This is a genomic window from Burkholderia sp. Bp8998, from assembly GCF_003854235.1.
GTDB lineage: Bacteria > Pseudomonadota > Gammaproteobacteria > Burkholderiales > Burkholderiaceae > Burkholderia.
The window spans coordinates 185,020-208,320 of sequence record NZ_QTQF01000007.1 but is presented as its reverse complement, the minus strand read 5'-3'; the positions used below and the strand labels follow the sequence as shown (position 1 = coordinate 208,320).

At 67.6% G+C, this 23,301-nt stretch carries 23 protein-coding genes; 15 read left to right on the top strand and 8 right to left on the bottom strand.

The window, feature by feature from the left end:
• Positions 1-33: 33 nt before the first annotated feature.
• A complete protein-coding gene (locus DIE06_RS10815; protein WP_124661415.1) occupies positions 34-516 on the bottom strand; it encodes a helix-turn-helix domain-containing protein in 483 nt (160 codons plus the stop codon).
• 169 nt (positions 517-685) lie between these two features.
• On the opposite strand from DIE06_RS10815, the gene DIE06_RS10810 reads away from it, so the two are divergent.
• A complete protein-coding gene (locus DIE06_RS10810) occupies positions 686-1,123 on the top strand; it encodes a PaaI family thioesterase (protein ID WP_124604768.1) in 438 nt (145 codons plus the stop codon).
• 201 nt (positions 1,124-1,324) lie between these two features.
• A complete protein-coding gene (locus DIE06_RS10805) occupies positions 1,325-2,377 on the top strand; it encodes an NADP(H)-dependent aldo-keto reductase (protein WP_124661414.1) in 1,053 nt (350 codons plus the stop codon).
• 86 nt (positions 2,378-2,463) lie between these two features.
• Here DIE06_RS10805 and DIE06_RS10800 read toward each other — a convergent pair whose 3' ends face one another.
• Together DIE06_RS10800 and DIE06_RS10795 are read right to left on the bottom strand one after the other, a co-directional pair.
• The gene (locus tag DIE06_RS10800; protein ID WP_124661413.1) at positions 2,464-3,750 is read right to left on the bottom strand and encodes an MFS transporter; all 1,287 of its coding nucleotides are present in this window, start codon (positions 3,748-3,750) and stop codon (positions 2,464-2,466) included.
• Positions 3,751-3,787: 37 nt separating this feature from the next.
• Positions 3,788-5,209, bottom strand: coding sequence for a M20 family metallopeptidase (locus DIE06_RS10795; RefSeq protein ID WP_124661412.1), 1,422 nt, complete (start codon positions 5,207-5,209; stop codon positions 3,788-3,790).
• A 164-nt stretch (positions 5,210-5,373) separates the two neighbouring features.
• Between DIE06_RS10795 and DIE06_RS10790 the strand changes: the two genes are divergently transcribed.
• The 4 genes from DIE06_RS10790 (at position 5,374) to DIE06_RS10775 (ending at position 9,141) form a co-directional block, all read left to right on the top strand.
• Positions 5,374-6,327, top strand: a complete 954-nt coding sequence (locus DIE06_RS10790) for a LysR family transcriptional regulator (protein WP_124661411.1) — start codon at positions 5,374-5,376, stop codon at positions 6,325-6,327.
• Positions 6,328-6,391: 64 nt separating this feature from the next.
• Positions 6,392-7,519, top strand: a complete 1,128-nt coding sequence (gene mnmH, locus DIE06_RS10785; RefSeq protein WP_124661410.1) for a tRNA 2-selenouridine(34) synthase MnmH — start codon at positions 6,392-6,394, stop codon at positions 7,517-7,519.
• Positions 7,516-8,574 (top strand): permease, encoded by a 1,059-nt coding sequence (locus DIE06_RS10780; RefSeq protein WP_124661409.1) that lies wholly within the window; start codon positions 7,516-7,518, stop codon positions 8,572-8,574. The genes mnmH and DIE06_RS10780 overlap by 4 nt, the downstream gene beginning before the upstream one ends.
• A gap of 144 nt (positions 8,575-8,718) precedes the next feature.
• Positions 8,719-9,141: a hypothetical protein gene (locus DIE06_RS10775; protein ID WP_185733383.1), complete on the top strand. Its 423-nt coding sequence runs from the start codon at positions 8,719-8,721 to the stop codon at positions 9,139-9,141.
• A 48-nt stretch (positions 9,142-9,189) separates the two neighbouring features.
• Here DIE06_RS10775 and DIE06_RS10770 read toward each other — a convergent pair whose 3' ends face one another.
• Together DIE06_RS10770 and nodI are read right to left on the bottom strand one after the other, a co-directional pair.
• On the bottom strand, positions 9,190-10,023 hold the full coding sequence (locus DIE06_RS10770) for an ABC transporter permease (RefSeq protein ID WP_124661407.1): 834 nt from the start codon (positions 10,021-10,023) through the stop codon (positions 9,190-9,192).
• Between the two features lie 6 nt (positions 10,024-10,029).
• The gene (gene nodI, locus DIE06_RS10765) at positions 10,030-10,944 is read right to left on the bottom strand and encodes a nodulation factor ABC transporter ATP-binding protein NodI (RefSeq protein WP_260433586.1); all 915 of its coding nucleotides are present in this window, start codon (positions 10,942-10,944) and stop codon (positions 10,030-10,032) included.
• A gap of 326 nt (positions 10,945-11,270) precedes the next feature.
• On the opposite strand from nodI, the gene DIE06_RS10755 reads away from it, so the two are divergent.
• The gene (locus DIE06_RS10755) at positions 11,271-11,768 is read left to right on the top strand and encodes a universal stress protein (RefSeq protein ID WP_124661404.1); all 498 of its coding nucleotides are present in this window, start codon (positions 11,271-11,273) and stop codon (positions 11,766-11,768) included.
• A 90-nt stretch (positions 11,769-11,858) separates the two neighbouring features.
• Here the strand turns inward: DIE06_RS10755 and DIE06_RS10750 are convergent, their stop codons facing one another.
• Genes DIE06_RS10750 through lexA form a run of 3 tightly spaced genes read right to left on the bottom strand, consistent with a single transcriptional unit; the run spans position 11,859 to position 13,611 of the window.
• Positions 11,859-12,569 carry a DUF2939 domain-containing protein gene (locus DIE06_RS10750; RefSeq protein WP_124661403.1) on the bottom strand — a complete coding sequence of 237 codons (711 nt, stop codon included), beginning with the start codon at positions 12,567-12,569 and terminating at the stop codon, positions 11,859-11,861.
• A 29-nt stretch (positions 12,570-12,598) separates the two neighbouring features.
• Positions 12,599-12,937, bottom strand: a complete 339-nt coding sequence (locus tag DIE06_RS10745) for a hypothetical protein (RefSeq protein ID WP_124661402.1) — start codon at positions 12,935-12,937, stop codon at positions 12,599-12,601.
• Positions 12,938-12,963: 26 nt separating this feature from the next.
• Complete coding sequence (gene lexA, locus DIE06_RS10740; RefSeq protein ID WP_006754655.1) at positions 12,964-13,611, bottom strand: transcriptional repressor LexA; 648 nt, start codon at positions 13,609-13,611, stop codon at positions 12,964-12,966.
• 264 nt (positions 13,612-13,875) lie between these two features.
• Between lexA and DIE06_RS10735 the strand changes: the two genes are divergently transcribed.
• The 8 genes from DIE06_RS10735 to DIE06_RS10700 all read left to right on the top strand — a co-directional run bounded on the left by DIE06_RS10735 (position 13,876) and on the right by DIE06_RS10700 (position 23,300).
• Positions 13,876-14,913, top strand: coding sequence for a sulfate ABC transporter substrate-binding protein (locus tag DIE06_RS10735; RefSeq protein WP_124661401.1), 1,038 nt, complete (start codon positions 13,876-13,878; stop codon positions 14,911-14,913).
• A gap of 134 nt (positions 14,914-15,047) precedes the next feature.
• The gene (gene cysT, locus DIE06_RS10730) at positions 15,048-15,944 is read left to right on the top strand and encodes a sulfate ABC transporter permease subunit CysT (RefSeq protein WP_124661400.1); all 897 of its coding nucleotides are present in this window, start codon (positions 15,048-15,050) and stop codon (positions 15,942-15,944) included.
• The gene (gene cysW, locus DIE06_RS10725; protein WP_124661399.1) at positions 15,941-16,888 is read left to right on the top strand and encodes a sulfate ABC transporter permease subunit CysW; all 948 of its coding nucleotides are present in this window, start codon (positions 15,941-15,943) and stop codon (positions 16,886-16,888) included. Before cysT ends, cysW begins: the two co-directional genes overlap by 4 nt.
• A gap of 13 nt (positions 16,889-16,901) precedes the next feature.
• Positions 16,902-17,960, top strand: a complete 1,059-nt coding sequence (locus tag DIE06_RS10720) for a sulfate/molybdate ABC transporter ATP-binding protein (protein ID WP_124661398.1) — start codon at positions 16,902-16,904, stop codon at positions 17,958-17,960.
• A gap of 80 nt (positions 17,961-18,040) precedes the next feature.
• The gene (locus DIE06_RS10715) at positions 18,041-18,967 is read left to right on the top strand and encodes a CysB family HTH-type transcriptional regulator (protein WP_124661397.1); all 927 of its coding nucleotides are present in this window, start codon (positions 18,041-18,043) and stop codon (positions 18,965-18,967) included.
• 613 nt (positions 18,968-19,580) lie between these two features.
• The gene (locus DIE06_RS10710; RefSeq protein ID WP_124661396.1) at positions 19,581-20,531 is read left to right on the top strand and encodes a sugar ABC transporter substrate-binding protein; all 951 of its coding nucleotides are present in this window, start codon (positions 19,581-19,583) and stop codon (positions 20,529-20,531) included.
• Between the two features lie 139 nt (positions 20,532-20,670).
• Positions 20,671-22,284: a sugar ABC transporter ATP-binding protein gene (locus tag DIE06_RS10705; RefSeq protein WP_124661395.1), complete on the top strand. Its 1,614-nt coding sequence runs from the start codon at positions 20,671-20,673 to the stop codon at positions 22,282-22,284.
• Positions 22,281-23,300: an ABC transporter permease gene (locus tag DIE06_RS10700; RefSeq protein ID WP_124661394.1), complete on the top strand. Its 1,020-nt coding sequence runs from the start codon at positions 22,281-22,283 to the stop codon at positions 23,298-23,300. Before DIE06_RS10705 ends, DIE06_RS10700 begins: the two co-directional genes overlap by 4 nt.
• Position 23,301 lies beyond the last annotated feature (1 nt).

Sequence of the window (23,301 nt, the reverse complement as noted above, 5' to 3'; positions counted from 1 at the left end):
CATGCGCGCGCAACAGTCGCGCTGCGTGACGCGTCAGGCATCGAGCGGTCCGGCCGCCTCGCGGTCGACCCATCCGGGCCCGGGTTCCGGCTGCACGTCGTGCGCGTCGAGCGGCTCGCCGCACGCCGAGCACACCGCGACCGCGTGCATCAGCTGACCACAGGTGCGATGACGCAATTGCACCGGCGGTCCCTGGCCGTCGTCCTTCCAGCGGTCACCCCAGGTCATCAGCGCGAGCAGGGCCGGGTAGAGGTCGAGGCCTTTTTCCGTCAACCGGTACTCGAATCGCGGCGGGCGTTCCTGATATGCGCGCTTGACCAGCACGCCTTCGTCGACGAGGCGCGCGAGCCGCTCGGCCAACACGTGGCGCGTGAGGCCCAGTTGCGTCTGGAACGCATCGAAGCGGCGGCAGCCGAGAAAGGCGTTGCGCAGGATCAGCATGGTCCAGCGATCGCCGAGCACGGCGAGCGTACGCGCGACCGAACAGTTCAGCGTACCGATGTCATCCCATTTCATGATCGAGTCTCGTGCGGCGATTCAGCGAAGAAGCGGGTTCGATTATAGAACTTACCTTCGGTTGCGACGGGTGTCGGCTGCGTTGACAAGCCCGGCGCGGTTGTCAATAATGAGTTCCAATTTAGAACTTACTCGCACGGTGACGCACCTTCAACCCGGAGACAACCCGATGAATCCGCTTTCCCTGTCCGGCCTCGATCTGCTGCGTGCCGCGGCGGCCGGCGACGCGCCGCTCGCGTCGATTTCCGAGACGATTCCGATGCGTCCGCTGGGCGTTGAGCTCGGCTATGTGAAGTTTTCGGCGCGTGCGGACGGCCGGCACCTCAATCCGCTCGGCGGCGTGCACGGCGGGTTCGCCGCGACGGTGCTCGACTCGGTCACGGGCTGCGCGGTGCACTCGATGCTCGATGCGGGCGTCGGCTACGGCACGGTCGACCTGCACGTGAAGATGCTGCGTCCCGTGCCGCGCGACGTCGACCTGATCGCGGAAGGGCGCGTGATTCACCTGTCGCGCTCGCTCGGCGTCGCCGAAGGCACGCTGAAGACGCCGGACGACAAGATCGTCGCGCACGCGTCGGCGACCTGCTTCATTCAGCGGCCGCAATGACGGAGGGCGTGGCGTCATCACGTCGGCTCGGCCATCCGAGGTGGTCCGAACGACGCACACGCGCACGCGAAGCCGGCGTACCTGCTCGAGCGAGTGCCTCGCGCGCATCGAAGGTCACCTGTAAGCGCACGCATCGGCCATCTGAAGCATTCGCTTCAATGTGATAGCGTTCCTGCTTTCCACTGACGCCACAGGAACATCATGGAATACCGCACACTCGGCGACTCGGGCATCGAGGTCAGCCTGATCGGTCTCGGCACGATGACGTGGGGCGAGCAGAATTCGGAGCGCGACGCCCACGAGCAGATCGATTACGCGCTCGGTCAGGGCGTCACGCTGATCGACGCGGCGGAGATGTACCCGGTGCCGCCGAAGCCCGATACCCAGGGCCGCACGGAGCAGTACATCGGTACCTGGCTCGCGCAGCATCGTGCGCAGCGCGACCGGATCGTGCTCGCGACGAAGATCGCGGGGCCGGCTCGGCAGCCGCATAATCCACGCCATATTCGCGGCGAAGGCAACCAGTTCGACCGCAAGAACCTGACCGAGGCGCTCGAGGGCAGCCTCAAGCGCCTGCAGACCGACTATGTCGACCTGTACCAGCTGCACTGGCCCGATCGCAGCACGACGACGTTCGGCCGCCCCGCGTATCCGTGGGTCGACGATGCGTATTCGGTGCCGATCGAGGAAACGCTGGGCGTGCTCGCGGAATTCGTGAAGGCCGGCAAGGTTCGCGCGATCGGCGTGTCGAACGAAACGCCGTGGGGCGTCGCGCAGTTCCTGCGCGCGGCCGAGAAGCTCGGGCTGCCGCGCATCGCGAGCATCCAGAATCCGTACAGCCTGCTGAACCGCACGTTCGAGAACGGCTTGTCCGAATTCACGCATCGCGATGGCGTGGGCCTGCTCGCCTATTCACCGCTCGCGTTCGGCTGGCTGTCGGGCAAGTACGAGAACGGTGCGCGTCCGGCCGGCGCGCGCATCACGCTGTTCGAGCGCTTCCAGCGTTACAGCAAGCCGCAGGCCGTCGAAGCGACGTCGCGCTACGTCGCGCTCGCGCAGCGCCACGGACTGTCGCCCGCGCAGCTCGCGCTGGCGTTCGTCAACAGCCGGCCGTTCGTGCGCAGCAACCTGGTCGGCGCGACGTCGCTCGCGCAATTGAAGGAGAACGTCGGCAGCATCGACGTGAAGCTGTCCGACGAGATCCTCGCCGAGATCGACGCGCTGCACGAACTGCAGCCGAACCCCGCGCCGTAAACGGCGGGCGGCCCGCGCGGCATGGATGCCGCGACGGGCCGCGTCCGGCGCGCATGGCCGCGCCGACGGTTCCTGCATGCGCGCGGTCAGCGCATCCCGAGCCGCGTGCGCGCGACCAACAGTGCGATGAGACTCAGCACCGCGCAACCCATCAGGTACAGCGCCGGCGACAGCCGGTTGCCCGTCGCGCTGATCAGCCACGTGATCATGAACGGCGCGAAGCCGCCGAACAGCGTGACACCGGTGTTGTAGCTGACGGCGAGACCGGTCGCGCGGGTCTGCGACGGAAACAGCTCGGCCATCAGCGCCGGCAGCGCGCCGCAGTACGTCGCTTTCAGCAGCCCGATCCAGACCAGCGCGGCGAGCATCGTCGCGAACGACGCGTGATGCGTGAGCCACGCGAACGTCGGCCAGACGGTGGCGAGCATCAGCACGGCGGCGGCCGCCATCACGCGGATTCGTCCGGTGCGATCGGACAGGTGGCCGACGAGCGGCGTGACGAGCGTCAGCACGAAGCCGGTCGCGAGCGTCGCCGCGAAGCCCGTCGATGCCGGCAGCCCGAGCTGCTTGATCGCATACGTCGGCATGTACAGCACCATGTAGTTGATCGCGGTCGAGATCACGAGCACGCCGATCGACAACAGCACGCGCATCTTCTGGTCCGCGAACAGCTCGCGCACGGGCGCCTCGGAGCGCGCCTGCGTCTTGAACTCGATCCCCTCGTCGACATAGCGGCGGATGTAGAGCCCGACCGGGCCGATCGCGAGGCCGAACAGGAACGGCACGCGCCAGCCCCAGCTTTCGAGTTGCGCGGTGTTCAGCGTCGACGTCAGCAGCGCGCCGAAGCCCGAAGCGAGCAGCGTCGCGAGACCCTGGCTCGCGAACTGCCAGCTCGACATGAAGCCGCGCCGCTGTGGCGCGTGTTCGACGAGGAACGCGGTCGAGCTCGCGAATTCGCCGCCGGCCGAAAAGCCCTGCATCAGCCGCGACAGCATGATCCCGAGCGGCGCGAGGATGCCGATCGACGCATAGGTCGGCATCAGCGCGATCAGCAGCGTGCCGGCCATCATCATCCCGATCGACAGCAGCAGCGACGCCTTGCGGCCCGCGCGGTCCGCATAGGCGCCGAGCACGAAGCCGCCGATCGGCCGGATCAGGTAGGACAGCCCGAACGTGCCGAGCGTGAGCAGCAGCGACGTCGCCTCGCTCGTCGCGGGGAAGAACAGCTTGGCGATCGTCACCGCGAAAAAGCCGTAGACGATCAGGTCGAACCATTCGAGCGCATTGCCTATCGACGCGGCGAAGATGATGCGCCGGATCGTCGCGGCGCTGGGTCGCGCGGCGTCCTGCGAGGTCAGGGTGGTCGTATTCATCGTGTGAGCAGGTCCCGGGAAAGAGGGGCGAAGCGCGTTACAGGGCGGCGCCGGCCGCGGCGGGTGCCGCGCGGCGAACGGGCGGCGCGGCGTCGCCGAGATCCCAGAAGAGGCCGGCCATCATCTGCAGTCCCTCGCGCACGACGCTCGCGAGCAGGTGCTCGTCGGGCGCGTGCTGCGAGCACGCCGGATACGAGTGCGGCACCCACAGCGTCGGCAACCCGAGCGTATCGGCGAACACTTCGTTCGGCAGCGTGCCGCCGAGGTTCGGCAGGATCGCGGGCTTCTTGCCGGTCGTGTGCGCGAGCGACGCGACGGCCCAGCGGACCCACGGATCGTCCGGCGGCAGGCGCGTCGCGGGTGCGCCGCGTTCGACGTCGATCTCGATGTCGGTGAAGCCGTGCGCATCCAGGTGTGCGCGCAGGTGCGCATGCAGCGCCTCCCAGTCGGTGCCGACCACGAAACGCAACTGGCAGTGCGCATGTGCGACGGGCGGTATCGCATTGACGGGATGTTCGGGGTTGCCGGCCTTGAACGCGAGGATCTCGAACGTGTTCCAGCCGAACACGCGCTCGGCGGCGGAAAGGCCGGGCTCGCCCCAGTCGGCGTCGAGCGCCGGATCGCCGGGGCCGCCGCCGACGGAGAGGTCGGCGAGCGCGGCGCGCACGGCGGCCGGAATCGGCGGCGGGCGCAGCCCTGCGACGCGGATCGCGCCGCGCGCGTCCACGAGGCTCGCGAGCGCGTTCGCGAGCACGGTCGCCGGGTTGCGCAGCAGGCCGCCCCAGTTGCCCGAGTGATGGCCGCCGTCGCGGGCGCGCAGGCTGAGCTTGAAGTTGACGGCGCCACGCGAGCCGAGGAACACGGTCGGACGTTCGGCGGTGAGACGCGGCCCGTCCGACGCGATCAGCACGTCGGCCGCGAGCGCGTCGCACTCCTGGCGGCACAGCGCGTCGAGGCCCGGCGACCCCGTTTCCTCGCCCATCTCGATCAGCAGTTTCGCGTTGAAGCCGAGCCGGCCGTCGCGCGCGTCGAGCACGCTTGCCAGCGCGGCCAGGTTGATCGTGTGCTGGCCCTTGTTGTCGGCGCTGCCGCGGCCGTACCAGCGATCGCCGTCGACGGTCAGCGTCCACGGCGACAGCGGCGCGCGCCATTGCGCGTCGTAGCCGCGCACGACGTCGCCGTGACCATAGATGAGCACGGTCGGCAGCGCGTCGTCCTCGTGGCGCGACGCCAGCAGGAACGGGCCGCCGCCGTCGACGGGGTTCTCGACGATCCGCGACGTGAAACCCAGGTGGGCGGCCTCCGGCGCGATCTCGTCGGTCAGATAGGCGCGCAGCGCGGCGCCCGAGCCGCTGTCCTGGCTCTCGGTGCGCAGGCCGACGCGGCGGCTCAGGGTCGTGAAGAACGCGCCCGATTCGAACTGGTTCAGCGCGTGCTGAATGGCGGTGGTACGGCTCAAGACGTGTCTCCTTATCGGTTTTCCGGCGGGCGCGGCGCGCATTGACCGAGCGTGCGATCGATTCTAGAAAGCCGTTTTTTTTGTCACAATGATCGAATTTCGAACATTTCTTTGCCGAAAAGGCAAAGCGGATCGGCCTGGACGACGGGCTCGGGGACAGAACGATGGCGGCTTTCCTGCATGGTCTTGCGCTGCGGTATTTCGTCGAAGTGGCGCGCACCGGGTCGATCAGCGACGCATCCGCGCGGCTGCACGTGGCCGTCTCGGCGATCAGCCGGCAGATCGCGAAGCTCGAGAGCGAGCTCGGCGCGCCGCTGTTCGAGCGCCGGCCGCGCGGGATGGCGTTGTCGGAGGCCGGCGAACGGCTGCTGGGCTTCGCGCAGCGCAGCCTGCTGGAGGCCGAGCACGTGATGAAGGAAATCGGCGGGCTGGAGGCGCTACACGGCAGCCTGCTGAAGGTCGCCTGCTCGGAAGGCTTCGCGATCGATTTCCTGCCGGGCGCGCTCGCCGGTTTCAAGGCGCGTCACCCGGGCGTCGATTTCTCGGTATGGGTCGTGTCGCCGGCGGAAGCGACGCGGCGCGTGCGCGACGGCGATGCCGACATCGGGCTGACGTTCAGCTTGGCGCCGGAGCAGGGTGTGCGCGTCGAACACACGGAGCGTGCGCCGGTCTTCGCGCTCGTGCGGCGCGACCATCCGCTCGCGGCGCGCGACTCGGTGTCGCTCGCCGATGTCGCACGGCACCCGCATGTGCTGCCCGAGGCCGGCACGACGGTGCGCCAACTGATCGACATTGCGTGCGTGCTCGACGGGCTCATGCTCGAGCCGGAACTGACCAGCAACAACACCGCGGTGATGTACCGCTACGCGCAGCGTACCGGTGCGGTGATGTTCACCGGGCTGCTGTCGGTGCGGGACCGCTTCGACGCGGACGGCTTCGTCGTCGTGCCCGTCACGAACCCCCAACTTCGCGAGCGCAGCATCCAGGTGCAGACCATGGCGGGGCGCGATCTGCCCGCGTCGGTGCGCGCGTTTCGTGACCATCTGATCGACGTGATGAGCGCCGCGTCGCCCCCGCCGGTTGCCGCGCGCGGCCCGAGACGCCCGGGCGTGAGATAATCGCAAATCCGCCCTCCGTGCCCGTGCGGCTCGCCGAGCCGCATCGCCCCTGTTCGACGCCAAATTGAAGAACCTGATTGTCACCCTCGATCGCGCCGGCGAGTTCGACGAGATCATCGACGTGCGCACGCCGCTCGAATTCGCCGAGGACCATATCCCCGGCGCGCTGAACGCGCCCGTGCTCAGCAACGAGGAGCGCGTGATCGTCGGGACGATGTACCGCCAGGTGTCGCCGTACGAAGCGACGCGCGTCGGCGCGGCGATGGTCGCACGCAACATCGCGCGCCATCTCGACACCACCTTTGCCGACCGTCCGCGCAACTGGCGTCCGCTGATCTACTGCTGGCGCGGCGGCAAGCGCTCGGGCTCGATGACGACCTGGTTCAACCTGATCGGCTGGCAGGCGCGCCAGCTCGACGGCGGCTACAAGGCGTACCGCCAGTCGGTGTGCGCGACGCTCGACACGCTGCCGACGCGCTTTCGCTACATTGCGCTCGTCGGCCATACGGGCTGCGGCAAGACGCGGCTGCTGAACGCGCTGCGCGATGTGGGTGCGCAGACGCTCGATCTCGAGGCGCTCGCGTGTCATCGCGGTTCGCTGCTCGGCGCGCTGCCGGGCAAGCCGCAGCCGTCGCAGAAGGGGTTCGATTCGGGGCTCGTCGAGACACTCGGGCGTTTCGACCCCGAATGGCCGGTGTTCGTCGAATCGGAAAGCCGCAGGATCGGGCTCGTGCATCTGCCGATCGCGTTGATCGACGCGTTTCACGCCGGGCCGTGGGTGCAGGTCGACGCGGCGCACGACGAGCGCATCGCCTTCCTGCTGGAAGACTACGCCCACCTGTTCGACGATCCGGCGGCGTTCAAGGCGCAGCTCCATCGGCTGATCGGCCTACACAGCCGTGACGAGGTGGCGCACTGGAATGCGCTGATCGATGCCAATGCGCGGGCCGACCTGTTCACCGAGCTGATCGACAAGCATTACGATCCCGCCTATGCGCGCACCTACCGTGCAACGTACAACAAGCCGAACCGGGCGCTGACGTTCACGTTCCAGCCGAACGCGGCCGACGTGCGCGATCAGGCGCGCACGCTGCTGGCCGGGCTCGCGCAAGCGGGGCTGCCTGCGTCGGCCGCGCTGGCGGCAGGCACGGAATCCGCAACCGTTAAAAACCAATCGACCACCACACGATGACGACCACACGCACCCAACCCAGTCCGGCGCTCGGCTGGATGACCTTCCTGCTGATCGCGGTCGCGGGACTGTTCTACGTGAAATGGTTCCCGTACTACAACAAGGCATTCGTCGCCGCCGAGCATCATTCGATCGGCCAGTCGATCCTGATGGGCACGTCGGCGAGCGCCCCCGAGCCGTCGCTGAAGGCCGCACTAGACTACGCGTGGGCATACGGCAAGGCGATCTGGCAGGCCATGGTGCTCGGCCTGCTGCTCGGTTCGGCCGTGCAGGCGCTGCTGCCCGCGCACTGGGTCGCGCGCGTGCTGGGTCGCACGGGCTTCGGCAGTGTCGCCGCGGGCGGCCTGCTGTCGCTGCCCGGCATGATGTGCACGTGCTGCGCGGCGCCGGTCGTCGCGGGCCTGCGCGCGCGGCACGCGTCGCCGGGCGGCGCGGTCGCGTTCTGGCTCGGCAACACGGTGCTGAATCCGGCCGCGCTGGTGTTCATGGGCTTCGTGCTCGGCTGGCACTGGAGCGCGCTGCGGCTCGTGCTCGGCATCGCGATGGTGTTGGGGATCGGCTATCTGCTGAACCGTATCGCGCGTCCCGAGGACCGCAGCATCGACGACACGCAACTCGCCGCGCTGGTGGCCGAACAGGCTGCCGCGGGCAATCCGTTCGTCCGCTGGATGAAACTGCTCGTGCGCATGGCCGTGCGGCTCGTGCCCGAATACATCGTGCTCGTGCTGCTGCTCGGCGCGGCGCGCGCGTGGCTGTTCCCGCATATCGGCCCGGACATCGGCAACCACCTCGGCTGGATCATCGCGTTCGCGGTTGCGGGCACGTTGTTCGTGATCCCGACGGCCGGCGAGGTGCCGATCATCCAGGCAATGCTGTCGCTCGGCATGGGCGTCGGCCCGGCCGCCGCGCTGCTGATGACGCTGCCGCCGATCAGCGTGCCGTCGCTCGCGATGCTCGCGCGTTCGTTCAAGCCTTACATGCTGGCGATCGTCACGGGCCTCGTCGTCGTATTCGGGGTCGCGAGCGGGCTGCTCGCGATCGCGTTCGGGTTCTGACGGGCGCGGACGAGACGGCGGCCGGACCTGCGTGATGGCCGCTGCGGCGCGCGCTGACCGATCCCGCCGCGCGACCGTCGTATTCATCCGGCACCGCCGCCTCACGCATGCGGTGCCCTTTACAAGAAGCAAACAGGAAAACGCATGACCCAACCGAAGATTCATCCTCGACTCGAAAAGGCGCTGACGCGCGGCGATCTCGCGATCCGCCAGGCCAATTCCGCGCGGGCGACTGCCGTGCTGAACGCGCTCGGCACGATGATCATCGAAGCCTCCGCCACGATCGGCGTCGAGGCCAGCATCGAGATTCCGCAGGGCGACCGCATTTACGATCCGGTGAACGGCCTGTGGCCGCAGAAGATGCTGGTATCGTTCGACGGTCCGGTCGACGAAGCCGACGCGGAAGAACTGCGCGCGGTGTATCTGGTCGCCGACGATCCGGGTACGCAGTTCCGCGTCGAATGGCATCGCGCGGACGGCAAGCTCGGCCGCCAGGAAGGCGGCCCGCTGGCGATCGTCGCGTTCCTGACCGACGTCGAGATCCCGTGGAGCGACGACGACGAGTAACGTCGCCGCCACTTCGTCGCATCGAGCCGGCGCCGTGCGCGCCGGCCGTCAACGCATCATCCGCCGCCGGAACAGCCACGCGGAGACGATGAATCCGCCGACCGCATAGCCGGCGAGCGCCGCGAGATGCAGGCCGACGTCCGTCGCCGGCCGGCCGAGCATCGCGGGCCGGATCAGTTCGACCGCGTTCGCGAGCGGCAGCACGTGTGCGGCGTGCTGTGCGATCGGCGGCAACTGCGTGATCGGGAAGAACACGCCCGACAGCAGCAGCATCGGCGTCAGCACGAGCGTCTGATAGAACATGAAGAAGTCGTAGGACGGCGCGAGCGCGGTGACGATCATCGCGGTGCTCGCGAACGCGAGGCCGGCGAGTGCGATCACGGGCAGCGCCGCGAGCATCGACGGAAACCGCGCATAGCCGAGCAGGCCCGCGACGAGCATGATCGCGACGCCCGACAGCAGCGCCTTGCTCGCTCCCCAGACAATCTCCCCGAGCACGATGTCGCCCAGCGCGAGCGGCGTGTGCATGATCGCTTCCCAGGTGCGCTGCACGTGCATCCGCGAGAAGCCCGAATACATCGACTCGAAGCTCGCGGACATCATCACGCTCGATCCGACCGTGCCGGCCGCGAGGAACGCGATATAGGACACGCCGTCGACATGGCCGAGCATCAGGCCGAGCCCGAACCCCAGCCCGAACAGGTAGATCATCGGATCGGCGAGATTGCCGAACAGCGACGCGAGCGCGAGCTTGCGCCACACGAGGTAGTTGCGCCGCCACACGGCGATCCAGTTGGTGGCATTCGCGGGCAGCGCGATTGCGAAGCGTGATTCGCGTGGCGGTGCGGACGGCGCGGCGGCGGAATAGTTGCGTACGTCCATGATCGATCAGTCCTGCATTTCGCGGCCCGTGAGCCGCAGGAACACATCTTCCAGATTGGCCGGGCGATGCAGATAGCGCAATCCCGTGCGACCCTTGAGTCGCGCACTGAGCGGCTCGGGATCGGTCACGTAGCAGAACAGCGTCTCGCCGCTGATCTCGGTGTGCTTCGCGAACGGCGCCAGCTCGTCGCGCAAGGCGACCGGGTCGGGCCCGTAGATCTCGATCACGTCGCAGCCGATCTCCGATTCGATCAGCGCATGCGGCGCGCCTTCGGCGATCTTGCGGCCTTCCTCGATCACGCACAGCCGGTCGCACAGGCGCTCGGCTTCCTCCATGAAGTGCGTGGTGATCAGGATCGTCTTGCCGCGCGCGAGCAGCGAACGCAACCGCTCCCACATCAGGTGCCGCGCCTGCGGATCGAGACCCGTCGTCGGCTCGTCGAGCACCAGCACGTCGGGATCGTTGACGAGTGCGCGTGCGAGCGTCAGACGGCGCTTCATCCCGCCCGACAGCTCGCCGACCTTCGCATCGGCCTTGTTTTCCAGCTTCGCAAATTCGAGCAACGGCTGCACGAGCGCCCGGGAAGCCTGCGCCGACATTCCGAAATAGCGGCTGAACACGAGCAGGTTTTCGCGGACCGTGAAGTCGGGGTCGAGGTTGTCGAACTGCGGGACGACGCCGACGCGCTGGCGCGCATGCCGCGCGCGCGACGGAACCGGTTCGCCGCACAGCGAAATGGTGCCGGCGTCGGGATACACGAGGCCGAGCAGCATCTTCAGCGTCGTGGTCTTGCCGGCGCCGTTCGGCCCAAGCAGGCCGTAGCATTCACCGGCCTGCACGTGGAAGGACAGGTCGTTGACGACGAGCTTGTCGCCATAGCGCTTTTCGACGTTCCGGAAATCGATCGGTGCAACGGACATGGGCAGGTTGTCGTTGTGAGCGGGCGCGGACGCGTTTCGCGGCTGGCCGGATCGGCATGCCGGCCGGCGAACGGTTCGGGCGAATGCGTGTCACATGGGCATGACCGCGGCAAACGCAGTCGAGGGCACGAACGGGCCATTCTAGTGCATCGGCGGCGTCTCTTCCGGGCATGCCCGCACGGCACGGTGCATGCGCACACGGATCGTGCACCGCATCATCGCCGACGCGCCCCGCGCGGCGAATCAGCGTTTTCCATCCCTTGCGTCCTGAATTGCGGCGCACCATGATGAGTGCATAGGGTACGTAGTCGCGACAGGGAGGTTTCATGGCTAGCTACAACAAGATTCTGCTGTGCTACGACGGCACGCTCGAAGGACGCAAGGCATTGCGGTGCGGTGCCAATCTCGCGCTCGACCTGAAGGCGGAAACGCATTTGCTGTCGGTCGTCGACATGCGCTCGAGCATCGCGCAAAGCGCAGGGCTGCTGACCGACGTCGCGTGCGGCCGCTTCGAGGAAACCGCACGCGAGATCCTGCAGGAAGGCGTGAACTGGTTGCGCGAGCGTGGCGTTCAGGCGGAAGGCCATTTCGCGTTCGGCTATCCGATCGACGAAATCGCGAATCTCGCGACGGAGTTGAAGGTCGACCTCGTCGTCGTCGGTCATCGGTGCCGCAGCGGATTGTCGAGATGGTGGATGGGGTCGGGCAACACGCAACTGCTCGATCGCGTGAGCTGCAGCATTCTGGTCGCGTGTTCGTCGGCGGAAGAACAAAAGGCCGAGATCGCGCGCGAACGCGAGGCGGCCACCGCGAGCGGTAAGTGACGCAGTGATCGCGCGACCGGCCGGGTTGTCCTGCGATCCGCGCCGGTTGCTCGCCGTGCCGCCTCAGCGGCATCTACCCCGATTGCAACCTCAGGCGTGCAGGTCGATCGCGGACAGCTTCCACGAGAACAGGCCGAAGCGGTGGAAGATCGCCGCATAGCGCGTGCCGTCGGCACTGCGCCGGTAGGTCACGACAAATTCATCGATATTCCGGTAGCCGGCACTCGTTTGCTGCCGATGGCCCGCGTCGGTCGGGCTGGCCGGCGCCGGCACCGGCGCGGGTGCGGCGGCCGGCGCCGATGCGGTCGAGACGGACGCATTGCTGCCCGGTACCGGGGTGCCCGCCGGATTGACCGGCGGTGCGGCCGGTGCGTTGCCAGGCGCACCACCCGACGGCGGGCCCGACCATTCGGGTGGCCGTTCGCCCGGATTACCGCGCGGGGGAATGCCGCTCATCAGCGCCGCCACACCTTCCGGTGTCGCGTAGGCATCGACAAGCGGGCCGATCAACGCAGATCCGATCAGCGCGCCAATCACCGCGAACGGATTGTCCTTCTTCACAGCGTCGATCCGGCGCATCAACTCTTCCGTGACCTGCTGCTTCAGGCTGATGCGCAGCGACGGAAAATCGACATATTCGCTGACCGATTGCGCATCGCGCGCATCGATCGCCGATTTCAGGCGACCGAGCGCGACGTACGGCGATGCGTATGCATAGCCGATCGCCACCAGTACGGCGACGGCCAGCACGACGATCACTAGGGGCTTGAGCCGCCACGCGCGGCCCGAAGATCCGGTCACGATGCCTCCGGTGCGGACAGGTTCCGCAATCAGAGACCGCCGTGCGTGGCCGATCGTTCCTCGGCGATGCAGCGATCGATCATCCGGCACACGGCATCGATCGTCCCGACCATGATCAGGCGCGACCGGCCGTGATAGACGCGCACGGGCGCACGGCGCGCCGGTTCCGCGTGATTCAGGCCGGCGTTCAGCGAGACCCGCGCGAATGCGGGCAGCGCTGACGGCAGCAGCGACGCCTGCCGTTCAACTGCGACTTCTTGGTTCCCCACGGGCGCCGCGGCGGACAGCGGCGCGCAGGGCGTGCGGCCGCGCAGGTGACGCAGGCGACCGAATTGACGGAAAGGCAGCAAACGGGAAAGGCGTTCCATGATGTTCTCCTCAGCGAGACCGATTGTCAGAGTTCGCCCGAGCGGATCAGCCCGACGGCGATGCCTTCGAGCGCGAATTCCGCGCTGCCGGCCTTGACGAAGATGTTTTCGTAATCCGGGTTTTCGGCGATCAGCTCGAGGCCGCCGGGCCGGCGCATCAGGCGCTTGACCGTGACGTCGTCGCCGAGCCGCGCGACGATGATCTGGCCGTCCTTCGCTTCCGTGCGCTTCTGCACGGCGAGGAGGTCGCCGTCGAGAATGCCGGCGTCGCGCATCGACAGGCCGCGCACCTTCAACAGGTAGTCGGGCTTGCTGGTGAACAGCGCGGGATCGCACGCGTAATGCTGCGAGATGTGCTCCTGCGCGAGGATCGGGCTACCGGCCGCCACCCGGCCGACGAGCGGCAGCGACAGTTGCATCAGGCCGGCGTGCGGCAGCGTGAACTGGTGCGGTGCGTCGTCGATGCCGAGCAGGCGGATGCCGCGCGACGCGCCGGCGGCCAGCTCGATCACGCCCTTGCGCGCCAGCGCACGGAGGTGCTCCTCGGCCGCATTCGGCGAGCTGAAGCCCAGCTCTGCCGCGATCTCGGCGCGCGTGGGCGGGAAACCGGAGCGCTCGATCGCGCGGCGGATCAAGTCGAACACTTGCTGCTGACGGGCGGTGAGTTTGGTCATGGCTGAACTGTATGGATAGACAGTGAGCTGTATTTTTATACAGTACTTCGCGAATTTCAAGCGTTACTTGAGGTTCGACGCGATCGCGCCGGTTCCGACGCGGTTTCGCGACGTCCGGACGCCGGTTCGTCTGCCGCAACCGTCCGTCCCGTCTGCGTTAGCACTTTTGAGTATTAAAAAATGAAGAACGATTATTTTTAATCATGTAACCCGTTCGTTAGACTGGCCCGACATCGCAATACCGACAACACTGGAGAACCAAGGATGGCGAAGCGCAATACGGGGCTGGCGGGCGGAGTGGGCCGCCTGATCGCAACACTCGCGCTGGGCGCGGCGGCGGCGCTGGGCGTCGCGACACATGCCCAGGCCGATACGACGTTCCTGAACGTGTCCTACGACCCGACGCGCGAGCTGTACCAGGACTTCAACCAGGCATTCGGCAAGGAGTGGAAGGCGAAGACGGGCGAGACGGTCAACTTCAAGCAGTCGCACGGCGGCTCGGGCGCGCAGGCGCGCTCGGTGCTCGACGGCCTGCAGGCCGACGTCGTGACGCTCGCGCTGGCCTACGACATCGACGCGCTCGCCAACAAGGGGCTCGTCAACAAGGACTGGCAGAAGCGCCTGCCGGACAACGCGTCGCCGTACACGTCGACGATCGTGTTCCTGGTGCGCAAGGGCAACCCGAAAGGGATCAAGGACTGGGACGACCTGACGAAGCCGGGCATCTCGATCGTCACGCCGAACCCGAAGACGTCGGGCGGTGCGCGCTGGAACTACCTGGCCGCATGGGCGTACGCGGTCCACAAGCCGGGTGGCAACGAGCAGACCGCGAAGGAATTCGTGACGAAGCTCTACAAGAATGCGGGCGTGCTCGACTCGGGCGCGCGCGGTGCGACGACGAGCTTCGTGCAGCGCGGGATCGGCGACGTGCTGATCGCGTGGGAGAACGAGGCGTTCCTGTCGGTCAAGGAATTCGGTACCGACAAGTTCGAGATCGTCGTGCCGTCGGTGAGCATCCTGGCCGAGCCGCCCGTGGCCGTGGTCGACAAGGTGGTCGACAAGAAGGGCACGCGCAAGCTGGCCGAGGCCTACCTGAATTTCCTGTATAGCCCGCAGGGCCAGGAGATCGCGGCGCGCAACTACTACCGTCCGCGTTCGAAGAACGTGCCGGCGAACCTGACGAAGCAGTTCCCGAAGCTGAAGCTGTACACGGTCGACGACACGTTCGGCGGCTGGACGAATGCGCAGAAGACGCATTTCGCGGACGGCGGTGTGTTCGACTCGATCTACAAGCCGCAGTAAGGCCAGGCAGCAACCCATAACGACAGCGGCGCGCCACGACAGCGCGCCGCATCCCCGATTGCCCGCCGGCGCGACACCTCGCGCCCGCGTTTGCGTCGGACCCGTGAGCAGCAACGACCCAGCAAGAGCATCCGATGACGACGTACACCTTTCGCAAGCCGAGCGCGCTGCCCGGTTTCGGCGTGACGCTCGGCATCACGGTGGCCTATTTGAGCCTCGTGGTGCTGATCCCGCTCGCCGCCACGTTCCTGAAGACCGCGACGCTGTCGTGGGACCAGTTCGTCACCGCCGTCGCGTCGCCGCGCGTACTCGCGTCGTACCGGCTGACGTTCTCCGCCGCGCTCGGCGGTGCATTGATCAACGCCGTGTTCGGCTTTCTCGTCGCGTGGGTGCTGGTGCGTTATACGTTTCCGTTCAAGCGCCTCGTGGACGCGATCGTCGACCTGCCGTTCGCGCTGCCGACGTCGGTCGCCGGCATCTCGCTCGCGGCCGTCTATGCAACCAACGGCTGGGTCGGCCAGTATCTCGCGCCGTTCGGCATCAAGATCGCGTTCACGCCGGCCGGCGTACTGGTGGCGCTGACCTTCATCGGGCTGCCGTTCGTCGTGCGCACCGTGCAGCCGGTGCTCGAGGATTTCGAGCGCGAGCAGGAAGAGGCCGCCGCGTGCCTCGGCGCAACGCGCTGGCTGACGTTCCGCCGCGTCGTGCTGCCGGCCGTGCTGCCGGCGCTGCTCACCGGCTTCGCGCTGGCGTTCGCGCGCGCGCTCGGCGAGTACGGGTCGGTGATCTTCATTGCCGGCAACGTGCCGATGAAGTCCGAGATCACGTCGCTGCTGATCATCACGAAGCTGGAGCAATACGACTACGCGGGTGCGACCGCGCTGGCCGTCGTGATGCTGGTCGTGTCGTTCCTGATGCTGCTGTTCATCAACACGCTGCAGTGGTATCTGCAGCGCAGGACGAGCAAGGGCGCGAGCGGCCCGGCGCCCGCGACTGTCACCGTTGTCGCCGCGGCAGGAGGCCAGCAATGAGCCAGGAGTCCAGTGCCGTGCCGAACAACCCGTCCGCCGCGCGCGCGCGCGCCGCGAAACAGCTCGACCCCGTCAGCGAGCCGCGCGCCGTGCGCTGGTTGCTGATCGGCGTTGCGCTGGCGTTCCTCGCGTTCTTCCTCGTCGTGCCGCTCGCCGCGGTGTTCTTCGAGGCGCTGCGCAAGGGCGTCGGCTTCTATCTCGAGTCGCTCGCCGATCCCGACGCATGGTCGGCGATCAAGCTGACACTGACCGTCGCCGTGATCGCGGTGCCGCTGAACCTCGTGTTCGGCGTGTGCGCATCGTGGGCGATCGCGAAATTCGAATTCCGCGGCAAGGCGTTGCTGACCACGCTGATCGACCTGCCGTTCTCCGTGTCGCCGGTGATCTCGGGTCTCGTCTACGTGCTGCTGTTCGGCGCGCAGGGCTGGCTCGGTCCGTGGCTGCAGGACCACGACGTGCAGATCATCTTCGCGGTGCCGGGCATCGTGCTCGCGACGATCTTCGTCACGTTCCCGTTCGTCGCGCGCGAACTGATCCCGCTGATGCAGGCGCAGGGCACCGACGAGGAAGAGGCCGCGCGCGTGCTGGGCGCATCGGGCTGGCAGATCTTCCGGCGCGTGACGCTGCCGAACGTGAGGTGGGGCCTGCTGTACGGCGTGATCCTGTGCAATGCGCGTGCGATGGGCGAATTCGGTGCGGTGTCGGTCGTGTCCGGCCACATCCGCGGCGTGACCGACACGATGCCGCTGCACGTCGAGATCCTGTACAACGAATACAACTTCGCGGCGGCGTTCGCGGTGGCGTCGGTGCTGGCGCTGCTCGCGCTCGTCACGCTCGCGCTGAAGCTGCTCGCCGAGCGTCACCTCGCCGCCGAACTGGCCGGCGCACGCGATGACGTTCCCGCTCATGCCGGCCCCGTCGCCGCCATTTCGTCGAAATCGTAAAGAGGCAACCAGAATGGGTATCACCGTCCGTCACCTTCAGAAGCGCTTCGGCGATTTCACCGCCCTCGACAACGTGTCGCTCGACTTCCCGCCGGGCGAGCTCGTCGCGCTGCTCGGGCCGTCCGGCTGCGGCAAGACCACGCTGCTGCGCGTGATCGCGGGCCTCGAGCACGCGGACGCCGGACAGGTCGTGCTGCAGGGGCTCGACGTCGCGTCGGTCGGCGCGCGCGATCGCCAGGTCGGCTTCGTGTTCCAGCATTACGCGCTGTTCCGCCATATGACCGTGTTCGAGAACGTCGCGTTCGGGTTGCGCGTGAAGCCGCGCCGCGAGCGGCCGTCGGAAGCCGTGATCCGCGACAAGGTGCACGAGCTGCTGAAGCTCGTGCAGCTCGACTGGCTCGCGCAGCGCTACCCGTCCGAGCTGTCGGGCGGCCAGCGCCAGCGGATCGCGCTGGCCCGCGCGCTCGCGGTCGAGCCGAAGGTGCTGCTGCTCGACGAGCCGTTCGGCGCGCTCGACGCGAAGGTGCGCAAGGAGCTGCGCGGCTGGCTGCGGCGCCTGCACGACGACCTGCACATCTCGACGATCTTCGTCACGCACGACCAGGAGGAGGCGCTGGAAGTGGCCGACCGGATCGTCGTGCTGAACCGCGGTCACGTGGAGCAGGTCGGCAGCCCGCAGGACGTCTACGATCATCCGCAGAGCGCGTTCGTCTACGAGTTCCTCGGCGCGGCGAACCGGCTGCCGGGCACGGTCGTCGGGCGCGGCTTCGTCGCCGAGGGGGCGGCTGCGCCGATCGCGGTCGACGCCGATTTCGCGGGCCCCGCGAACGCGTACGTGCGGCCGCACGACCTGCAGCTGTGGCCGTGCGGCGACGGCCATCGCGACGGCATCGCGGTCGACGTGCGCCGCGTGATCCCGCTCGGCGGCTCGGTGCGGGTCGAACTCGAGGCGCGTACCGGCGGCGCACTCGAAGCGGAACTCGATCGCGACGCATGGCGTGCGCTCGCGCTGCAGGTCGGCGATGGCGCGACGGCCGTGCCGCGCGCGGTGCGCGTATTTCCCGCACACTGACGCCTGAACCCGGCAAAGAGAAGAGGGCGGCTACCGCTCCGGATCGACATTCGAACAACGACAGCCTAAGAGGCATACCCATGAATTTTCAGCAATTGCGCTTCGTGCGCGAAGCCGTGCGCCAGAACATGAACCTGACGGAAGTCGCGAACGTGCTGTACACGTCGCAGTCGGGCGTGTCGAAGCAGATCAAGGATCTCGAGGATGAACTGGGTGTCGACATCTTCATCCGCCGCGGCAAGCGGCTCACGGGGCTCACGGAGCCCGGCAAGGCCGTGCACCAGCTGATCGAGCGGATGCTGCTCGACGCCGAAAACCTGCGCCGCGTCGCACGCCAGTTCGCGGACCAGGACAGCGGCCACCTCGTCGTCGCGACGACGCACACGCAGGCGCGCTATGCGCTGCCGAAGGTGATCCGCCAGTTCACCGACGTGTTCCCGAAGGTGCATCTCGCGCTGCGCCAGGGCAGCCCGCAGCAGATCGCGCAGATGATCCTGAACGGCGAAGCCGACCTCGGCATCTCGACCGAGGCGCTCGATCGCTATCCGGACATCGTCACGTTCCCGTGCTATTCGTGGCACCACACGGTCGTCGTGCCGAAGGGGCATCCGCTCGTCGGCCGCGAGAACCTGACGCTCGACGAGATCGCCGAGTATCCGATCATCACGTACGACCAGGACTTCACGGGCCGCTCGCACATCGACCAGGCATTCACGCAGGCCGGCGCCGTGCCCGACGTGGTGCTGACCGCGATCGACGCGGACGTGATCAAGACCTACGTCGAGCTCGGGATGGGGATCGGCGTCGTCGCGGCGATGGCCTTCGATCCGCAGCGCGATACCGGGCTCGTCGCCCTCGACACGCAGCACCTGTTCGAGGCGAGCACGACGCGCGTCGGGTTGCGCAAGGGCGCGTTCCTGCGCGCGTATGCGTACCGGCTGATCGAGATGTTCGCGCCGCACCTCACCGAAGCGGAAATCGCCGGACTGCTGCGCGAAGCGGTCTGACGGCCGGGCGATGTGCCGGCGGCGCGGCAAGCGCCCGCCGGACGCGTTGCATGGGGCCGTCATGACGCCGGTTTTGTGTGCGCCATGTCGTGGCGTGCCGGCTCTTCGAACTTTCGATCCTTCGATCGACGTCGTCGCTGACAATCCGGGTTGCCGCGAGCGGCGCCCGTCATGCATTCGCCGGGCAACAGAAAAACAAGACGGCGCATGCGAATGCTCGGTTCGACCTCGTCGAACGCGCCATCTGTATGACTTAACGCGCCGGGGCGCCGGTCGGCAAACTGAGCTGGCGCTGGCGCGTGGCCGGTGTCACGCGCGGCAATCGGCACGTGCAACCGCGCGCTCCGAATAAACCCTTAAATATTGATCAGACGGGTTGCGCGTCGAACCGAAACGGTACAGCATAGCTGCACTTCGCCGGCGTCCCGTCGGCGAGGGCGCGTCGACGACAGCACGCGCCAGGCAGTCGGCCGTCTGCCTCGCTTCCATCCCGTGGTACCGACAAGCAGCATCGATGGCCAATGTCCGGGTAGTGTAGCGCAAACGTTTGCTCGCATTAAAACAACAGTCAAACAATAATCCGGCCCGTCGGGCCAGCCGCCAGGAGATGTGTATGAATGTCCTCTTTCGCCGTCGCTTCCTGACCGCCGCGCTTGCCGTCGTCGCGGTCGCTGCCGCACCGGCCGTCCACGCGCAATCCACGGCCAAGCCGAAGGTCGCGCTCGTGATGAAGTCGCTCGCCAACGAGTTCTTCCTGACGATGGAAAACGGCGCGAAGGAATACCAGAAGCACAACGCCAGCCAGTTCGACCTGATCACGAATGGTATCAAGGACGAGACCGACACCGCGAACCAGATTCGCATCGTCGAGCAGATGATCGTATCGAAGGTCGATGCGATCGTGCTCGCGCCGGCTGATTCGAAGGCGCTCGTGCCGGTCGTGAAGAAGGCGGTCGACGCGGGCATCGTCGTCGTGAACATCGACAATCGGCTCGACCCGGACGTGCTGAAGTCGAAGAACCTGAACGTGCCGTTCGTCGGCCCCGACAACCGCAAGGGCGCGCGCAAGATCGGCGACTACCTCGCGAAGCGGCTGAAGGCGGGCGACCAGGTCGGCATCCTCGAAGGCGTGTCGACGACGACCAATGCGCAGCAGCGCACGGCCGGCTTCCAGGATGCGATGAAGGCGGGCGGGATGAAGGTCGTGTCGGTGCAGTCGGGCGAATGGGAGATCGACAAGGGCAATGCGGTCGCGTCCGCGATGCTGAATGAATACCCGAGCCTGCGGGCGCTGCTGTGCGGCAACGACAACATGGCGATCGGCGCCGTGTCGGCCGTGCGGGCGGCGGGCAAGCAGGGCAAGGTGTTCGTGGTCGGCTACGACAACATCAACGCGATCAAGCCGATGCTGAAGGACGGCCGCGTGCTCGCGACCGCCGACCAGTACGCGGCGAAGCAGGCGGTATTCGGCATCGACACGGCGCTCAAGGCGATCGCCGAGCATCGCAAGCAGGCCGACATGTCCGGCGTGGTCGAGACGCCCGTGGATCTCGTGACGAAGTAACGCCACCCCGTCACGGCCGCCGCGCTCAAGAATCCGGGCCGGTGGCCGTTATACGGAGTGAGCGCGATCACGGCCAGTGCATGCACTTGTGAGCGTCATACCCGCGCGCCGCGTGCGCGCGGCCGCAACCAGGATCGCGATGGAACCGACCTTCCAACCCTCCCGTTCAGCCGTTCCCGTGCTGTCCGTCTCCGGCGTGGGCAAGACCTATGTCGAACCGGTACTCGCCGACGTCACGCTGGCGCTCGCGCCGGGTGAGGCGCTCGCGCTGACGGGCGAGAACGGCGCCGGAAAGAGCACGCTGTCGAAGATCATCGGCGGGCTCGTCGACCCGACGACCGGCACGATGCAGCTCGGCGGCCAGGCCTATGCGCCGGCGAGCCGCACGCAGGCCGAGGCGCTCGGCGTGCGCATGGTGATGCAGGAGCTGAGCCTGCTGCCGACGCTGACGGTCGCCGAAAACCTGTTCCTGAACCGTCTGCCGCGCCGCTTCGGCATCATCGATCGCGCATGCCTGCGCGACGATGCGCGTGCGGCGATGGCGCAGGTCGGGCTCGACGCGGTCGACCCCGATACGCCGGTCGGCGCGCTCGGCATCGGCCACCAGCAGATGGTCGAGATCGCGCGCAACCTGATCGGCGACTGTCGTGTGCTGATCCTCGACGAGCCGACCGCGATGCTGACCGCGCGCGAGGTCGAGCTGCTGTTCGAGCAGATCGACCGGCTGAAGGCCCGCGGCGTGGCGATCGTCTACATCTCGCACCGGCTCGAGGAGCTCGCGCGCGTCGCCGAGCGTGTCGCGGTGCTGCGCGACGGCCGGCTCGTGCACGTCGGCGACATGGTCGCGACAACGTCCGACGGGCTCGTCACGCTGATGGTCGGGCGCGAGGTCGGCGAGCATATCGATCTCGGCGCTCGCCATATCGGCGCGCCGCGACTCGTCGTGTCGGGCATGACGCGCGGCACGGCCGTGCAGGACGTGTCGCTCGAAGTGCGCTCGGGCGAAATCTTCGGCATCTCGGGGCTGATCGGTGCAGGGCGCACCGAACTGCTGCGGCTGATCTACGGCGCGGACACGCCGGACGCCGGGATGATCGCGGTCGGCGATCCGCTGAAGCCGGCGCGCATCGGATCGCCCGTCGACGCGGTGAAGCACGGCATCGCGCTGATCACCGAGGACCGCAAGGGCGAAGGGCTGCTGCTGTCGCAGTCGGTCACGTCGAACGTATCGCTCGGCCAGCTCGACCGGCTCGCGCGCGGCGGCATCGTCGACACGACGCGCGAGACGGCGCTCGCCGAACGGCAGATCGACGCGTTGCGGATCCGCACGCACGGCACCGCGCAGGCGGTCGGCGAACTGTCGGGCGGCAACCAGCAGAAGGTCGTGATCGGCCGCTGGCTCGCGCGCGACATGGGCGTGTTGCTGTTCGACGAGCCGACCCGCGGGATCGATGTCGGCGCCAAATTCGAGATCTACACGCTGATGGGCGCCCTCGCGCGCGAGGGCCGTGCGCTGGTGGTCGTCTCGAGCGACCTGCGCGAGCTGATGCTGATCTGCGACCGGATCGGCGTGATGTCGGCCGGCCGCATGACCGCCGTGTTCGAACGCGGCAACTGGACCCAGGATGCGCTGCTGGCCGCGGCGTTCGCCGGCTTCGGCCGCGACGCGCTGCCGGACGGTGCGCGGCATCCGGATGCGGGAGCGGCGCCGCGCACCGCTTCCGGCACTTCGACGACAGGACGACGACAATGACCCAGCCTCCCGTATCCCCGAGCGACGCAGGCGCGCAGCAGGACGTGACGGGGCGCCGCGCGCGCACGCTGTCCGGCACGCGGCTCGGCGTGTCGAACTATCTCGGGCTTGCCGGCGCGCTCGCCGCGATGATCGCGCTGTTCTCGACGCTGAGCTCGCATTTCCTGACTTACGATACCTTCAGTACGATCGCGAACCAGATCCCCGATCTCGTCGTGATGTCGGTCGGGATGACCTTCGTGCTGATCATCGCCGGCATCGACCTGTCGGTCGGCTCGGTGCTCGCGCTGGCCGCGTCGATGGTCAGCGTGGCCGCGCTGAAATGGCAGTGGGGGCCCCTGCCGGCCGCGCTGATCGGGATCGCGGTCGCGACCGTGACCGGCTCGCTGACGGGCGCGATCACGGTCGCCTGGCGGATTCCGTCGTTCATCGTGTCGCTCGGCGTGCTCGAGGCCGCGCGTGGCGTCGCATACCAACTGACGAATTCGCGTACGGCCTACATCGGCGACGCGTTCGATTTCCTGTCGAACCCGATCGCGCTCGGCATCTCGCCGGCGTTCCTGATCGCGGTCGCGGTAATGATCGCGGCACAGTTCGTGCTCACGCGCACCGTGTTCGGGCGTTATCTTGTCGGAATCGGCACGAACGAAGAGGCCGTCCGGCTTGCCGGGGTTAACCCGCGGCCGTATAAAATCCTCGTATTCGCATTGATGGGCGCGCTCGCGGGGCTCGCGTCGCTGTTCCAGATCTCGCGGCTCGAGGCCGCCGACCCGAACGCGGGCGTGGGCCTCGAACTGCAGGTGATCGCAGCCGTCGTGATCGGCGGCACGAGCCTGATGGGCGGGCGCGGCTCGGTGATCAGCACGTTCTTCGGCGTGTTGATCATCTCCGTGCTGGCCGCGGGGCTGGCGCAGATCGGCGCGAACGAGCCGACCAAACGGATCATCACCGGGGCGGTGATCGTGGTGGCGGTCGTGCTCGACACGTATCGCAGCCGGCGCGCGCGCGCCCGGTAGA

Excerpts from the sequence above, each read along its gene's own strand:
- DIE06_RS10815 (WP_124661415.1), bottom strand. The coding sequence starts at position 516 with ATGAAATGGGATGACATCGGTACGCTGAACTGTTCGGTCGCGCGTACG.
- DIE06_RS10810 (WP_124604768.1), top strand. The coding sequence starts at position 686 with ATGAATCCGCTTTCCCTGTCCGGCCTCGATCTGCTGCGTGCCGCGGCG.
- DIE06_RS10805 (WP_124661414.1), top strand. The coding sequence starts at position 1,325 with ATGGAATACCGCACACTCGGCGACTCGGGCATCGAGGTCAGCCTGATC.
- DIE06_RS10800 (WP_124661413.1), bottom strand. The coding sequence starts at position 3,750 with ATGAATACGACCACCCTGACCTCGCAGGACGCCGCGCGACCCAGCGCC.
- DIE06_RS10790 (WP_124661411.1), top strand. The coding sequence starts at position 5,374 with ATGGCGGCTTTCCTGCATGGTCTTGCGCTGCGGTATTTCGTCGAAGTG.
- DIE06_RS10780 (WP_124661409.1), top strand. The coding sequence starts at position 7,516 with ATGACGACCACACGCACCCAACCCAGTCCGGCGCTCGGCTGGATGACC.
- DIE06_RS10775 (WP_185733383.1), top strand. The coding sequence starts at position 8,719 with ATGACCCAACCGAAGATTCATCCTCGACTCGAAAAGGCGCTGACGCGC.
- DIE06_RS10770 (WP_124661407.1), bottom strand. The coding sequence starts at position 10,023 with ATGGACGTACGCAACTATTCCGCCGCCGCGCCGTCCGCACCGCCACGC.
- nodI (WP_260433586.1), bottom strand. The coding sequence starts at position 10,944 with ATGTCCGTTGCACCGATCGATTTCCGGAACGTCGAAAAGCGCTATGGC.
- DIE06_RS10755 (WP_124661404.1), top strand. The coding sequence starts at position 11,271 with ATGGCTAGCTACAACAAGATTCTGCTGTGCTACGACGGCACGCTCGAA.
- DIE06_RS10745 (WP_124661402.1), bottom strand. The coding sequence starts at position 12,937 with ATGGAACGCCTTTCCCGTTTGCTGCCTTTCCGTCAATTCGGTCGCCTG.
- lexA (WP_006754655.1), bottom strand. The coding sequence starts at position 13,611 with ATGACCAAACTCACCGCCCGTCAGCAGCAAGTGTTCGACTTGATCCGC.
- DIE06_RS10735 (WP_124661401.1), top strand. The coding sequence starts at position 13,876 with ATGGCGAAGCGCAATACGGGGCTGGCGGGCGGAGTGGGCCGCCTGATC.
- cysT (WP_124661400.1), top strand. The coding sequence starts at position 15,048 with ATGACGACGTACACCTTTCGCAAGCCGAGCGCGCTGCCCGGTTTCGGC.
- cysW (WP_124661399.1), top strand. The coding sequence starts at position 15,941 with ATGAGCCAGGAGTCCAGTGCCGTGCCGAACAACCCGTCCGCCGCGCGC.
- DIE06_RS10720 (WP_124661398.1), top strand. The coding sequence starts at position 16,902 with ATGGGTATCACCGTCCGTCACCTTCAGAAGCGCTTCGGCGATTTCACC.
- DIE06_RS10715 (WP_124661397.1), top strand. The coding sequence starts at position 18,041 with ATGAATTTTCAGCAATTGCGCTTCGTGCGCGAAGCCGTGCGCCAGAAC.
- DIE06_RS10710 (WP_124661396.1), top strand. The coding sequence starts at position 19,581 with ATGAATGTCCTCTTTCGCCGTCGCTTCCTGACCGCCGCGCTTGCCGTC.
- DIE06_RS10705 (WP_124661395.1), top strand. The coding sequence starts at position 20,671 with ATGGAACCGACCTTCCAACCCTCCCGTTCAGCCGTTCCCGTGCTGTCC.
- DIE06_RS10700 (WP_124661394.1), top strand. The coding sequence starts at position 22,281 with ATGACCCAGCCTCCCGTATCCCCGAGCGACGCAGGCGCGCAGCAGGAC.